The following is a 13,016-nucleotide window of genomic DNA, read 5'->3' on the forward strand; positions in this document are numbered from 1 at the left end:
GCGTGGAAATGTTCAAGAAGCAGCTGGACGAGGGTCTTGCCGGTGACAACGCAGGTCTGTTGCTGCGTGGTACGGCGAAGGACGACGTGGAGCGCGGCATGGTTCTGGCGAAGCCGGGATCGATCACGCCGCACACGCAGTTCAAGGGCGAAGTGTACGTGTTGTCGAAGGAAGAAGGCGGTCGTCACACCCCGTTCTTCAACGGCTACCGTCCTCAGTTCTACTTCCGTACGACGGACGTAACCGGATCGGCGAAGCTGCCGGAAGGCACCGAGATGGTGATGCCGGGCGACAACGTGCAGCTCGAAGTGACGCTGCACACGCCGGTGGCTATGGAAAAGGGTCTGCGCTTCGCTATCCGTGAGGGTGGACGTACCGTAGGCGCCGGAACCATCTCCGAAATCATCAAGTAGTGCTTCGCACCGTTCTCGACATCGCTCTTCGCGATGCTCGAGAACGGAAAGAAGATCAGTACAACAAAAGGCCAGCCGAAAGGCTGGCCCTTTTTTGTATTCAATGGAAGGACACCACCAACCCTCTCGTTTTGCAGCTCCTTCTATTCTCTGTTGCGGGGATACTAAAACCGCATTTTTAACCGCGGAAGGAGAGTCGCTTTCTCAACTTGGGTACGGGACTGTCGTCCTGAAAATGTCGCTTTAGAGACAGGATAGGCTTCTCAAAAAAGTGAAAAGAGAGCATAGCTACAACCACCGAAATAGCCATGGTCAACACTCCTGTTCCAACGATGGCAAGAGCGTTCGAAACATGCTCCCTCAGTAAGGGACGAAAACGAAGCTCGAGCAGTCTGGCGACTGTGAAATGAAAAACGTAGAGTCCGTAGCTGTAGGTTCCGAAGAAACGCAATACGGAAACAGAGAAGGTCCGCTGAGCCAAACTCTCCGGACGAAGCGCGGATGCGATGACCGCGCATGCTACGATCCCCACCACGCTATAACCAATGGTACTCATCCCCGGGTCTCCCACATGGTGAATACCTTTGGCGTGTACGCCATACAGCACCAACATCACAAAACCGAGGCACGCCAATGTGGGCGCAAGCCTCAACACACGATCACGGTATTGAGACCGGACTAACATGGCGAGTACAGCACCAAAGAGAAGCGTATCAAGGCGGGCTGGCGTCCAATCATATGGAAGATAGGGAGACGCCGCAGCTTTTCCGCTAAAGAACAGCCAGAAGCGCACGCCTATAGATATTGCGGCCAGGATAAGAGCGCACGTGACGATTCTCTTTTTCGAACGAAGCAAATATATCGCGGAGGGCCAAAAAAGATAGAAGTGCTCTTCAATCGCCAACGACCAGAACGGAACGAGATTGAACCAGTTCGCAGTCGAGACAGGCCCTGCGGAAAGCAGATTCTGAGTGTATGTCAGATGGATGAGCAGAGACCGGCCAAACCACTGATACCCGATGAGAGTGACTACCAGAATGCCGAAGCATATAAATCCGTAATAAAGCGGACTTATACGCAATGAACGTCTGACATAAAAATTTTTGAAATAATGCTTGCTCTGAACGGTGTCGTACAGGATACCCGTGATCAAAAAACCTGAAAGCGCAAAAAATAAATCCACACCGACCCAGCCTGCATCCGTCGTGCGCGCAAGTAGGCGACCTGCGAAACCTCCGTTGTAATTTGTATTGAAGCCAAATAAGTGGACGACGAGCACCAGGAGAATCGCTACCCCGCGGATCCCGTCAAGGGCAGGAATATGCCGCCCAGTGGTGGAAGTATCAATGGATGATTGCGTGGTCATTCTTAGATACAAACTCGCATGATGGTTACGGGCGGATCAAGCCATGCATTCGAAAGACTGCGTGGACTGGCAAAGATGGAAGAGGGAATTCCCGGTTGGCATGAGACAGATGGGAACACCGCAGCTACTCGGATGCACAATGAGAACTCGTCAACTACTCTCATTATCATCGCGCATAAAATCTGTTTTATTGCCTCTGCAACCAATGACGTAGCTGCGAAGGATAGGTCTCAGGAGTCTCCGGTGCACCATTTGGCGGCCGCACGCCAATGCCGTACGTGAGGCTATCCCCAAAACAAAGAATGGTCGTATTCGCAGGCAGATTCTGAGGAAGCTGCTTGCGGACAGCCTGCGCTAACAAGCCATAGCCCTTCGGCGTAAGGTGAACGCCGTCCAAACTCAACTGGTGGTTTGCACCACCGGCCTTGTTCAGCACATCTCCAAAACGAACCAGCGCTGCGTGTTCCTTCTGCGCAATCTGCGCAATGAAATCGTTCACCACGGCAAGGCGCTGCAACGGCCCAACGCCCCCATACTCTTCCAGTTTGTGACGACTCATCAGCCGAACCATATCCGGCGCATGGATCTGCACCATCACCACCTGCGCTCCAGTGGCCGTAACGCTCTTCACCATCGCTTCCAGATGTCGTTCGGTAAACGCAGTGGGGAGCAGCTTCTTATCATTCAAAGCATCATTGGCACCGACGAACAACACCACAATCTGCGGGTGAAACTCACGCAGCGCATGGTCGATGCGCGAATCCAACTCCTCAGTGTTTTCGCCGGGAAATCCATCATTGATGACACGTACCTGCGCACGAAGAGACGTGCAGCAAAGTAAGCAGCCAGACAGTAGAAAAAGTCCAAGGGAGCGCACGAAGAGAGTATAGGCTCCGCATCCAACTTCGTAGAGTTCCGCTTCATCAGCAATGCCATCGGTTTTTCATAGTCAGTATCCGTGGACGCGGTGATACTGAAGTACCTGACCTCTGCCGTTGCCTACTTCTAAGGCAGCGATGCGCTTCTCTAACAGCCCCGAACGACAAGGAGACGAAACGCCATGGACACAATCACCACGCAGGACGGAGTCAGCATTTACTTCAAGGACTGGGGTCCCAAAGACGCACAGCCCATCGTCTTTCATCACGGATGGCCTCTCAGTGCAGACGACTGGGATACGCAAATGCTCTACTTCCTCGGCAAGGGCTTCCGCGTCATCGCGCATGATCGCCGCGGCCACGGCCGTTCCACGCAGACCGATACCGGCAACGACATGGATACCTACGCTGCCGACGTAATCGCGCTGGCCGACGCACTCGACCTGAAGAACGCCGTGCACATCGGCCACTCCACCGGCGGCGGCGAGGTCGCTCGTTACGTCGCGCGTTCCAAGCCCGGCCGCGTAGGCAAGGCCGTCCTCATCAGCGCAGTACCGCCCATCATGGTCAAGTCCGAGAGCAATCCCGGTGGCCTGCCCATCGAAGTCTTCGACGGCTTCCGCGCAACGCTCGCAGCCAACCGCGCGCAGTTCTACATTGACGTGGCAGCAGGCCCGTTCTACAGCTTCAACCGTCCCGGCGCCAAGGTAAGCCAGGGCGTCATCGACAACTGGTGGCGTCAGGGCATGATGGGCGGCACAAAGGCGCATTATGACTGCATCAAGGCCTTCTCAGAAACCGACTTCACGGAAGACCTGAAGGCCATCACCGTGCCCACACTTGTTTTGCATGGCACCGACGATCAGATCGTCCCCTATAAGGACGCCGGCCCGCTTTCCGCAAAACTCCTGCAAAACAGCACGCTGAAGCTCTACGAGGGTTTCCCGCACGGCATGTGCACCACACATGCTGACGTCATCAACCCGGACCTGTTGGCGTTCATCCAGGGCTGAAACTGGCACGCACCACACACGCCCAATCAGGTACGATAGAAGTGTTCCTGAAGGAGATCTCCATGAGCGACCACCATCACGAAGAACTGTCCCTACCGGACCGCCTCTGGCAGCCGTTTGTTATCAGCCTTGGCGTAGTGGGCGTTCTTTGCCTCATCTTCTTTCATCCCGTCATTCGCTAGTTCGGACGAGGATCACGAAACAGCAAAAAGCCCCGGTATCCGGGGCTTTCGCATGTGCAACAAGAAAAACATTGCGGTCTTTGCAGAGCTTTCTTTGCGCTCGTTGCGTTCTGCTTTTCGTATCACCTACTGCACTTTTCCCAGCGGCCGCAACCGCGTCAGTTCCAGCGCACAGGCCACAGCCGTCCGTGCCGTCAGTTTGAGATTATCCGCAGTCATCCACACCGCATAGCGAGCGCCTTCACCCTTCACCTGCACCAGCACCTGTCCCTGCCCGGCAGACGAAAGATTGCTCGGCGGATCGCCCTCTTCACCCACCAGGTCCATCGACTCGGAAGTGATCGCCGCGCTCACCGCTTCCAGCGTTACGGGCTTCTCAAACTCCACAAACAACGACACCGAAAACCCATGGAACACCGGCGCCTGCAACCACTGCAACATCGGCACAGGCCCACCCGGCAGCAGCGACTTCAACTCGCGCACGACGCGCTCTTCTGTCTTCGCCAGCGGATTCTTTGCAGCCTCCCCCAGCGCGGGCAAAAGGTTAAACGCCACCTGCGTATCAAACTCCTCCGTCGGTGCCGACTGGAAGTTCAAAAGATTAACGCTCTGCTGCTGCAACTCATCCAGCGCCGCGCGCCCATTCTCACTCGCAGGCTGCAACACCGTCGCATACGCGGCCTTCACCGGGGCAACACGCCCAGCCTGCGCCAACGCCAGCGACAACATCGTCGCCACCGGATGCGCCACACGCACCTGTGCCGTCTCCAGATCCAGCGGAGCCGCATCGGCCAGCAGCGGCAACCGGACCGGCGCATCCACATCCGTACCCGTTGCGTCGACTACAGCCGCGCCCATCGCACGCGCCGTACCAGCGTACTCACGCAGCATCTTCGCATCTGCAAAGATCGCCACGTCGACGTTCTCCAGCGCCGCAGGCTCCATCGTCTGCAGAAACGCGGCTTCATCGCCCATCGATTCCAGCGTGCCGCTTGCCTCTTCGTTATCCAGCAGGATCGTCACAGCAGAGGCCAGCGGGCTCTCAACGATCTCGTCGCCAATCTCTTTGCCCAACAGCGACCCTGCGCCTACCACCGCAATGCGGTAATTCGTCTTAGCCATATCTCTCTTTCAGATGCCAGGAATCGCACCACGACTCCACCAGCGAAGCTCATACGGTCAAAGACCGTCATCCTGAACGAAGCGAAGCGGAGAGCTGAAGGACCTGCATTCTTCTCAACCCTCTACAACGCCTCAGGAAGCCGGCAATGCCCCAACAAACGCGCGGCTCTTCGAGAACAGTACGAAGTACTAATTCGTCCCCGGCAGCGGCATGCCCATCCGCCGTGCTCGCCGACTCTGCGCCGCATACATCAACCGAGCCCACATACCGCTGACCATATATGCCAACGCCATGCTGATCAGCAAGTACTCTGAGAACTCCTCCAGCAACACGGCCATCAGCACCAGCAGAACCAGCAACCGCACCGGCTGCTTATCCACCAGCGTGATCTCTTTACCGCTCCAGAAGCGCCAGCGACTCACCATCAAAAATCCGGTAAACAACAACAGGCACAACCACACCAGCGCAATCCACGGATTATCAATGGGCGATCCATTGAAGCAATGCACCACGCTGGCAATCACACCCGCGGCCGCCGGAATCGGCATGCCCACAAAGTACCTGCGCCCCGGTCGTCCGGGATTGCTCGGCTTCGGATTGATGGACACATTGAACCGCGCCAACCGGCACGCGCCGCAGATCAAAAACAAAAACGCGGCCACCAGCCCAAACGCAATCAAACGATGATGGAGGTGTGGATACGCGGTCGCGGGCAGCATACGAAAGCCCCACGTATAAGCCAGGATCGCAGGCGCAACACCGAATGTAATCACGTCGGCCAGCGAATCCAGTTCGCGGCCAAAGTCGCTTTCCGTATTCGTCATGCGCGCAATACGACCATCCAGTGCATCGAACGGCAGCGCAAAAGCAATCGCCAAGGCAGCATGATCAAACGCCGCGTAATCCGTGGCTGTCGCACGCATGCTCTGCGTAATGGCATAAAAGCCAAGCGCAATATTGCCGCCGGTAAAGATCGACGGCAATACATACAGTCCGCGTCTTGGCCGGCCTCCCTTACGAGGCTCCACGTTAGCCTTCCACCGTGTTCTTAGCAGGAACCACTGCCAGGATGGTGCTTCCGCCCTTCACGCGATCGCCGTTCTTTACCTTCAGATTTGCATCCGCCGGCATCAGCACGTCCACACGCGATCCAAACTTGATCAACCCAAACCGCTGCCCACGCTCCAGCGTGTCGCCTGGCTTCACCCAGCACACAATGCGGCGTGCCAGCAATCCGGCAATCTGTTTCACCTGCACCGAGCAGTTCTCGTTCTCAATCACCACAACGTTCTGTTCGTTCAGCACGTTGCTGTCCGCACGCATGGCATTCAGGTATAGGCCGGTCTTGTAGTTCACCAACTTAACCGTGCCTTCAATGGGCGACCGGTTTACGTGAACATCAAACACGTTCAGAAAGATGCTCAGACGCAGACGGCTTCCGTCCGGCGTCTCAAGCCACTCCGCCTCGGTCACCTTTCCATCGGCAGGCGATACCACCGCACCCGGCTCATTCGGGATTCGGCGTGCAGGATCCCGGAAAAACCACAAGAAAAAAACTGCCAGCACCAGCGGAATCGCACTGACGCCAATCGACCGGGTCAACCACCAAAGCAACAGCGCGACCACAATCAGGCCTAGCGCGTAGAAAATACCATCACGAACCATACTGCTCCATGATACCCATGCCGCCGGATTTCCGTCGGAGAGTTTCCCCTACTTATACTTCCCGGGCCATCGTTTCGCGATTCATGCAAACCGCATCTTCCACGGGGTTCGCATAATACTTCGGCCGCATTCCACAGAGCTTGAAGCCTATTCCTTCATAGAGTTTCCGAGCAACAACATTGCTCACCCGAACCTCAAGCCGCAACTCCCTAGCCCCCACAGACTCCGCCCACCACAGCACATCCTGCATCAGCGCCCGTCCCACGCCCTGCCCCTGCCACTCCGGGGCCACGGCAATGCTCTCCAGTTCAGCCTCCACCGGATACACCACAGTCACTGCGGAAACCACAGCAAATCCCACGACCGCCGCACCTGCCGCCGCCACAAGCAAAACGCGCGTCACCGCGCTCTCGCCAGCCGACAGAATCTCCTCAAACTGCGCCAGCGTCCATTGCGGCGCAGAGGGGTTTGCCGCAGCAATTGCGTGCACCTGCGGCAGATCGCCGGCAACAGCCGCGCGCACCGTCACGCGCATTGCCGCGCCCGCAGCGCCAACTCCGCATCCGGCACACGCAGATAGTTCGCATCCAGCAAAGCCGTGTCCGCAAACTCGCCCGCCAGAAACTTGCGCAACGCAATCCCCAGCGCCTCGCGGACACCCACCGGGTTCACCCGAAGCGCCCGTGGCAGCAGCTCCGCCAGCCGATCCTCCATCACCACCACCGGCACATCGCCAGCGCCAGCCACAGCGGCCGTTCCCGGCAGCATCACTTCCTCTTCGCACACCGTTCCGCGATATCGCCCCACAAACACATCGCCACGACCGGCATCCAGCCAGGCCTGCACCGTCTCGCTTCCCGCCTCAGGACCACGGCTCACAAACCAGCGCGAAGCCAGCGACTCCAACCGGGAAACCGCAATCAACGGCACATCCAGCGCGTCCGCCAGCCCCTTCGCCGCCGCCAATCCAATCCGCACCCCGGTAAACGATCCCGGCCCATGCACCACAGCAATCGCATCCAGGTGTGCCCCTGCGACGCCAGCCTCGGCAAAGACCTCATCCAGCGCCACCATCAGGCGCTCCTGCGTCTCGCGCCCGGGCAGCGAACGCTCCGTAACCAGCGCAGCCGCCGCCCCATCCACACGAGCCAGCCCAACACCGCCGCCTTCGCCACAAGTATCCAGAAGCAGCAACCAAGCCATCCCTTGATGATATGCATTCCCAGCTGTCACAGGCTGTTGCCTTTGGGGCTGGCCTTCCAGACGCGATGCTAGACTAACAACGTGGAAAAGTCCGTTACCAAAACGTCTTCCGCAAAGGCTTATGTCATCGGCCAACGCGCTTTTGCCGCCATTACCGCGGTAGAAGGGCTCAAGCTCTCACGCAGCAGTGAAGAACGTCTCAAGGGCAATGCAGCGCTTCCGCCCGCAGAGCGGAGAGCAGCGACGCTACGAGCGTTTTCAGGATCTCGTACCCGCTAGAAGCTTATGTATGACGCATTCGATGATCCGTATGCGTACTCAGGGTCGACAGTCCTACAGAACCTCCTCGACATACGCGATCCCGTTCAACTAGAAGCATTCGAGATAGAGATCTCCACCCTGCGCGCGGAAGAACCACTCCCTGAGGGAAACTTCGATGCACAGCATTACTGTCGCATCCACCACCACCTCTTTCAGGATGTCTATGCCTGGGCTGGGAAATACCGCACAGTCCGAACATCCAAGGGTGGCAACTCCTTCTGTTATCCCGAGTACATTGAGCAAGAGATGAACTCTCTGTGCGACCACTTTCAAAACGGTCAGAAATTCGCGAACTGCGAACGAGCAACATTTGCGACTCTGGTTGCAAAGTTTCTGGGTGAACTCAATGCAATCCATCCCTTTCGTGAAGGCAATGGGCGTTCCCAGCTGGCCTTCATCGGCCTCATAGGCCAGACTTTCGGCCATCCATTCCACTTCGAGCGTCTGGAGAAAGATTCCTTTCTAGCCGCAATGATTGCCAGCTTTGCCGGTCAAATCGATCCACTCACGCATGAACTGGCTCGCTTATCGGAATAGGCCCCTTGCAGCGGGTGCCCCACGTCTCGCTTCTGAGACGTGGGCCAGCGGCAAAGCCCCTCATTACGATTCAAAGAATCGTCATCCTGAGCGAAACGAAGTGAAGCCGAAGGACCTGCATTCCCCTCAACCCTCTACAAATCCCCAGGAAATCCCAAACACATCGTAAGCCGGATCGATGTCTCAAGCGACTTTAGCCGCTCCATCGTGCGAAGAACGTCGACAGAAGCCCGGCTGTCATGACACCCGAAAACAACCTCTTGACAACCCCTCTCCGCGAATGGAATAAACAGTTCGCTTCCACTCGGACCCACTGGGACGCGTTCTCTGAAACGCACCGCCACATTGGCCTGTCGGAAGCAGTTTTTTACGACCCATTGTGAGACGTCTCAAAACGCCCTCAATGGACATGCACTTTTCAGCAATTGAGTGAGGTCTCTGCATGCGGAAACAAGCTCTCTGGTCGCTTTGCGTCGCGGCCAGTTCCTGCGCCTGCCTTTGGGCAGCCAACTGGCCGACCGTGGCCGGTAATCCTCAACGCGATGGTTGGGCCCAGCAGGACACCCACCTGTCCCCAGAGACTGCCAGCAAAATCGTGTTGCTCTACAAGCACAAGTTCGCGGCGGTGAAGGCGGCTGGCCTCAACTCCATCACCTCCACCATCGACGTCGCCACGGTCATCGGCTACACCGGCTTCCATGAGTTCCTCTGGACCGGCTCCGCATCCGGCACCACCTTCCAGAACGACGCCGACCTGAACTACGAGTTCAAAACCGCCACCACCGTCCCCGGCAAGGAAACCGTGAAGGCCAGCGCGCCCACCGTTCTCTGCCCTGGCGGTGTGACGGCAGCACCGGTTCTTGCCGGACTCTCCAGCACCTCTCGTTTCGGCGGCGGCGGTGGCTTCGGTCGCCTCGGCCTTCTCTGGAACATCGGTGAAGACGGCTACGTCTACACCATGCGCCAGCAGGACTCCAATAACAGCTGGGTTCCGCCGCAGAAACTCGCGCCCGCCGGCGCCAATGTCTCCGCCCTGAACATCAGCGCAAAGGACACCTTCATCGCAGCCACCATCAACGGCTGCAACGGCACGGCCAACGGCCTCTACGCCTCCACCTTCACCCCGCCCACGATTGAGAACGAACCGGACAAGCCCTTCAAGACACAACCCAAGTGGTCAGAGCCTGTCAGCTTCCTCACCAACGGTGAAGGCTTCGCTGGAGCCGGTGGCACCGCCATGGATCTCAAGGGCGACTTCGTCTACGGCACCGTGCCTACCGGCAAAGGCGACGTAGCAGGCAACTACAGCGACACGCTCCTGAAGCTCGACGCGGCCACGCTCACCGTGAAGGATTACTTCACGCCAGCCAGCGAGCCCGCATTCCACCCCGGCGATCCCGGCGTTACGCCCGCTGTCTTCACCGAAGGTGGTAAGGAATACATCCTCGCAGGCGATCGCTCCGGCCACGTCTATCTTCTGGATGCCTCGGCCCCCGGTGGCAGCGATCATCACTCGCCACTCTTCGCCTCGGAAGCTCTGGTAAAGCCCGGCAGCGGTGCAGGCATCTTCGGCCACTTCGCCACCGCAGTCGATGAAAAGACCAAGACCCGCTACGTCCTGGCTTCCGTCCACGGCCCGCTGGCCACCACCTTCCCCGGCTCCAAGGGCCCCATCACCCACGGCGCCATCGTCGCGTTTAAGTTTGACGCCTCCTCCGGTCGCGCCAAACTCGTTCCCGCATGGACGTCCGGCGACATGCTCGCACCTGTTGGCCCCGTCAGCATCGGCGGCCTGGTCGCTGGCGTCAGCTCCGGCCTGCCCAGCCTCACCACCGCCAGCGGCAAACTCAAGTCCGTCGCCGAAGTGGAGAAGGAAGCAAAGCCCGGAAAGCTGACCATCTTCAACCTCGCCACCGGCGCAGAAGTCTTTAACAGCGGCGCGTCCATCACATCGTTCGTCAACACGCCGCTCGCCGCTGCCAACGGCCACATCTACGTCACCGCCCACGACAACACCCTGTTGCAATTCGGCATTCCGGAGGAGCGCTAATGTTCAACACCACCAAACTCAAAACGCTCTCCGCAATTGCGACTGTCGTCCTCGGCTGCGGCATGGCCGTTGCGCAGAACGGCAACTGGCTCATGTCCGGCGGCGACATCGAACGCTCCGGCTGGAACAAGGATGAGCACATCCTCTCCAAGACCAACGTGGGCAAGATGAAGCTCCTCTGGAAGACCAAGACCGACGTCTATCCGCAGGGCCTCCACACCCTCATGGATCCGCTCGTCGTCCAGAACGTGCCCACCCCCGAAGGCCCGAAGGAAATCGTCTACATCCTCGGAGTCGGCGACACGCTCTACGCCTTCGACGCGAAGTCCGGCAAGCCTTTCTTCGAGCACCACTTCAAGTACAAGGCGCCCGAGGTGGAAGTCCGCATGGGCCCTGACGGCCAACCCCGCCAGATGCCCGCGCCACCCAAGGACACGCGTCACTACAACTTCCTCAATCCCGGCGGCTCCACCGACGTTCCCGTCATCGGCGAACCCGATGCCAAGGGCGTCCGTCCCATCTACGTCATTGACGGCGGCGGCAATCTGCACACGCTCTCCAACGTCACCGGCGAAGACATTCAGGAACCCATCAAGGGCGGTTCCACCAGCAAGTTCGCCCTGCAGCTCTACAAGGGCAGCATCATCTGGGCAGGCCGCGGCGGCATCTTCTCCGCCGTTGTCGCACCCGGCCCTGACTACGGCAAGGTAACCACCTCCAAGGGCTTCGGCGGTGGCGGTGGCCTGTGGGGTCGTCGCGGTCCCGTCATCACCTCGGACGGCACTGTCTGGACCACCACGGGTGACGGCCCCTACAACCCGTCGAACCCGAACAACCTCGTTCTCGGCAACTCCGTCGTGGGCTTCCACTTGAACGAAGGCCACTGGGAAGTGAAGAACTGGTTCACCCCGCCCAACTGGGACTGGCTACGCCGTCGCGATCTCGATCCCAACAACACGCCGACCGCATTCAACTTCAAAGGCAAGGAATACATGGCTGCCTCCGGTAAGGAATGCCGCCTGTACCTCCTCGATCCGCAGAACCCCGGCGGCACTGCTGATCACCACGAGCCCTTCATCAAAACGAACTACATCTGCAACGAAGCCGTCGACTTCGCTTCCGCCGGATCATGGGGCGCTGTCTCCTCGTGGGAAGACAAGGCAGGCACACGCTGGGTTCTCGTTCCCTTCTGGGGTCCGAAGCACTCACAGTTCCACTTCCCCATCGAAAACACCCCAGCCACCAAGGAAGGCGGCGTAGCCGCATTCAAGCTGGTGGAAGAAAACGGCAAGCCGACATACAAACCAGCATGGGTCTCGCGTGACATGTTCCGCGGCGAGCCGCCCATCATCGCCAACGGCGTGGTCTACACCTGGGGTTCCGGCGACGATACGCAGCAGGTCTGGCCAGACATCGGCCTGAACTTCGACTCCACCAACCGCGCAGCTCTGTCCAACCACGTTACGGTCTACGCCCTCGACGCGGAAACCGGTAAGGAACTGTGGTCCTCGAAGGACACCATCACCTCCTTCAACCACTTCACCGGCATCACCGTAGCCAACGGCAAGGTCTACATGAGCAGCTACGACGGCAACGTCTACTGCTTCGGCCTCTAACCCAACTTTCGTTCGCCTCCAAATGCAACGAAAACCAGAAAGGCCCGCGAAAGCGGGCCTTTTCTCACGCATCGAAATTGACCAGCTTCATTGATTAGCTTTCGCAAGCGAAGCTCATACGGTCAAAGACCGTCATCCTGAGCGAAGCCGAAGGACCTGCATTCCTCTGTGCCCACTACGATGCAAACGAAAGGCTCCAGGACTGAAACCAGCTAAACCTTAAGATCTGCCTTCTTCGCATCCACCTTCCGCGCATCCATCCCCGGAGCCTTCTTCAAATCCTCGACAGACTTGAACCCACCAACCGACTCCCGATACCGCACCACCGCCGCGGCCTCTTTCCGCCGCAATGAAAACGCCGCCTCCAGCTCCACCTGCGAAGCTTGATTGATATTCAGCTTCGGCCCCATCTCCGCCGGAAAGGCCGCAGCCAGATACGCCACAATCTTCTTCTGCTCTACCGCATCAATCTGCGCTCCCAGAGCCTTCATCTTGTTCACGGTCGTCTGCCATCCATCGGCATCCTGCCGCTGACTCATCACGCGATCCGTGTCATGGCACACGGTGCATTTCTTCTGCACCAACGCCGCATCATGCCCCGCCGGCAACTGCGCCAAAGCAGTTCCAGACACGCAACCAAGAACGCCTA

At 58.4% G+C, this 13,016-nt stretch carries 12 protein-coding genes and 1 pseudogene; 5 read left to right on the forward strand and 8 right to left on the reverse strand.

All coding sequences use genetic code 11. The features are described from left to right. A pseudogene (locus JAO32_RS12305) lies at positions 1-413 on the forward strand (EF-Tu/IF-2/RF-3 family GTPase); the annotation flags it as partial. A 178-nt stretch (positions 414-591) separates the two neighbouring features. Here JAO32_RS12305 and JAO32_RS12310 read toward each other — a convergent pair. Both JAO32_RS12310 and JAO32_RS12315 read right to left on the reverse strand, forming a co-directional pair. After that, the gene (locus tag JAO32_RS12310; protein WP_334240778.1) at positions 592-1,779 is read right to left on the reverse strand and encodes an acyltransferase family protein; all 1,188 of its coding nucleotides are present in this window, start codon (positions 1,777-1,779) and stop codon (positions 592-594) included. A 187-nt stretch (positions 1,780-1,966) separates the two neighbouring features. Next, positions 1,967-2,656: an SGNH/GDSL hydrolase family protein gene (locus JAO32_RS12315; RefSeq protein ID WP_334240781.1), complete on the reverse strand. Its 690-nt coding sequence runs from the start codon at positions 2,654-2,656 to the stop codon at positions 1,967-1,969. A 183-nt stretch (positions 2,657-2,839) separates the two neighbouring features. Between JAO32_RS12315 and JAO32_RS12320 the strand changes: the two genes are divergently transcribed. Further along, complete coding sequence (locus JAO32_RS12320) at positions 2,840-3,670, forward strand: alpha/beta fold hydrolase (RefSeq protein WP_334240783.1); 831 nt, start codon at positions 2,840-2,842, stop codon at positions 3,668-3,670. A 308-nt stretch (positions 3,671-3,978) separates the two neighbouring features. On the opposite strand, the gene JAO32_RS12325 is transcribed toward JAO32_RS12320, so the two are convergent. The 5 genes from JAO32_RS12325 to tsaB form a co-directional block, all read right to left on the reverse strand. After that, complete coding sequence (locus JAO32_RS12325) at positions 3,979-4,974, reverse strand: Asd/ArgC dimerization domain-containing protein (RefSeq protein WP_334240786.1); 996 nt, start codon at positions 4,972-4,974, stop codon at positions 3,979-3,981. Positions 4,975-5,163: 189 nt separating this feature from the next. After that, positions 5,164-6,003: a CDP-diacylglycerol--serine O-phosphatidyltransferase gene (gene pssA, locus JAO32_RS12330; protein ID WP_334240788.1), complete on the reverse strand. Its 840-nt coding sequence runs from the start codon at positions 6,001-6,003 to the stop codon at positions 5,164-5,166. A 1-nt stretch (position 6,004) separates the two neighbouring features. Continuing rightward, on the reverse strand, positions 6,005-6,640 hold the full coding sequence (locus JAO32_RS12335; protein WP_334240790.1) for a phosphatidylserine decarboxylase family protein: 636 nt from the start codon (positions 6,638-6,640) through the stop codon (positions 6,005-6,007). Between the two features lie 52 nt (positions 6,641-6,692). Then, positions 6,693-7,175, reverse strand: a complete 483-nt coding sequence (rimI, locus tag JAO32_RS12340; protein ID WP_334240792.1) for a ribosomal protein S18-alanine N-acetyltransferase — start codon at positions 7,173-7,175, stop codon at positions 6,693-6,695. Beyond that, positions 7,166-7,843, reverse strand: coding sequence for a tRNA (adenosine(37)-N6)-threonylcarbamoyltransferase complex dimerization subunit type 1 TsaB (tsaB, locus tag JAO32_RS12345; RefSeq protein ID WP_334240793.1), 678 nt, complete (start codon positions 7,841-7,843; stop codon positions 7,166-7,168). Before tsaB ends, rimI begins: the two co-directional genes overlap by 10 nt. 285 nt (positions 7,844-8,128) lie before the next feature. On the opposite strand from tsaB, the gene JAO32_RS20060 reads away from it, so the two are divergent. The 3 genes from JAO32_RS20060 to JAO32_RS12360 all read left to right on the forward strand — a co-directional run bounded on the left by JAO32_RS20060 (position 8,129) and on the right by JAO32_RS12360 (position 12,367). Further along, complete coding sequence (locus JAO32_RS20060) at positions 8,129-8,701, forward strand: Fic/DOC family protein (protein ID WP_443082596.1); 573 nt, start codon at positions 8,129-8,131, stop codon at positions 8,699-8,701. 442 nt (positions 8,702-9,143) lie between these two features. After that, entirely contained in the window at positions 9,144-10,751 is a 1,608-nt protein-coding gene (locus tag JAO32_RS12355) for a hypothetical protein (RefSeq protein ID WP_334240797.1), read from the forward strand. After that, positions 10,751-12,367 carry a PQQ-binding-like beta-propeller repeat protein gene (locus tag JAO32_RS12360; protein ID WP_334240799.1) on the forward strand — a complete coding sequence of 539 codons (1,617 nt, stop codon included), beginning with the start codon at positions 10,751-10,753 and terminating at the stop codon, positions 12,365-12,367. The genes JAO32_RS12355 and JAO32_RS12360 overlap by 1 nt, the downstream gene beginning before the upstream one ends. Before the next feature lie 212 nt (positions 12,368-12,579). Here JAO32_RS12360 and JAO32_RS12365 read toward each other — a convergent pair whose 3' ends face one another. After that, complete coding sequence (locus tag JAO32_RS12365) at positions 12,580-12,999, reverse strand: helix-hairpin-helix domain-containing protein (protein WP_334240802.1); 420 nt, start codon at positions 12,997-12,999, stop codon at positions 12,580-12,582. Between the last annotated feature and the right edge of the window lie 17 nt (positions 13,000-13,016).

It is taken from the genome of Terriglobus sp. ADX1, assembly GCF_036877645.1.
In the GTDB taxonomy this organism is placed as follows: Bacteria; Acidobacteriota; Terriglobia; order Terriglobales; family Acidobacteriaceae; genus Terriglobus.

What these genes read in the sequence shown, in the direction of transcription:
- JAO32_RS12310 (WP_334240778.1), bottom strand. Translation starts at nt 1,779, where the DNA reads ATGACCACGCAATCATCCATTGATACTTCCACCACTGGGCGGCATATT.
- JAO32_RS20060 (WP_443082596.1), top strand. Translation starts at nt 8,129, where the DNA reads ATGTATGACGCATTCGATGATCCGTATGCGTACTCAGGGTCGACAGTC.
- JAO32_RS12325 (WP_334240786.1), bottom strand. Translation starts at nt 4,974, where the DNA reads ATGGCTAAGACGAATTACCGCATTGCGGTGGTAGGCGCAGGGTCGCTG.
- JAO32_RS12335 (WP_334240790.1), bottom strand. Translation starts at nt 6,640, where the DNA reads ATGGTTCGTGATGGTATTTTCTACGCGCTAGGCCTGATTGTGGTCGCG.
- rimI (WP_334240792.1), bottom strand. Translation starts at nt 7,175, where the DNA reads ATGCGCGTGACGGTGCGCGCGGCTGTTGCCGGCGATCTGCCGCAGGTG.
- JAO32_RS12360 (WP_334240799.1), top strand. Translation starts at nt 10,751, where the DNA reads ATGTTCAACACCACCAAACTCAAAACGCTCTCCGCAATTGCGACTGTC.
- tsaB (WP_334240793.1), bottom strand. Translation starts at nt 7,843, where the DNA reads ATGGCTTGGTTGCTGCTTCTGGATACTTGTGGCGAAGGCGGCGGTGTT.
- JAO32_RS12355 (WP_334240797.1), top strand. Translation starts at nt 9,144, where the DNA reads ATGCGGAAACAAGCTCTCTGGTCGCTTTGCGTCGCGGCCAGTTCCTGC.
- JAO32_RS12320 (WP_334240783.1), top strand. Translation starts at nt 2,840, where the DNA reads ATGGACACAATCACCACGCAGGACGGAGTCAGCATTTACTTCAAGGAC.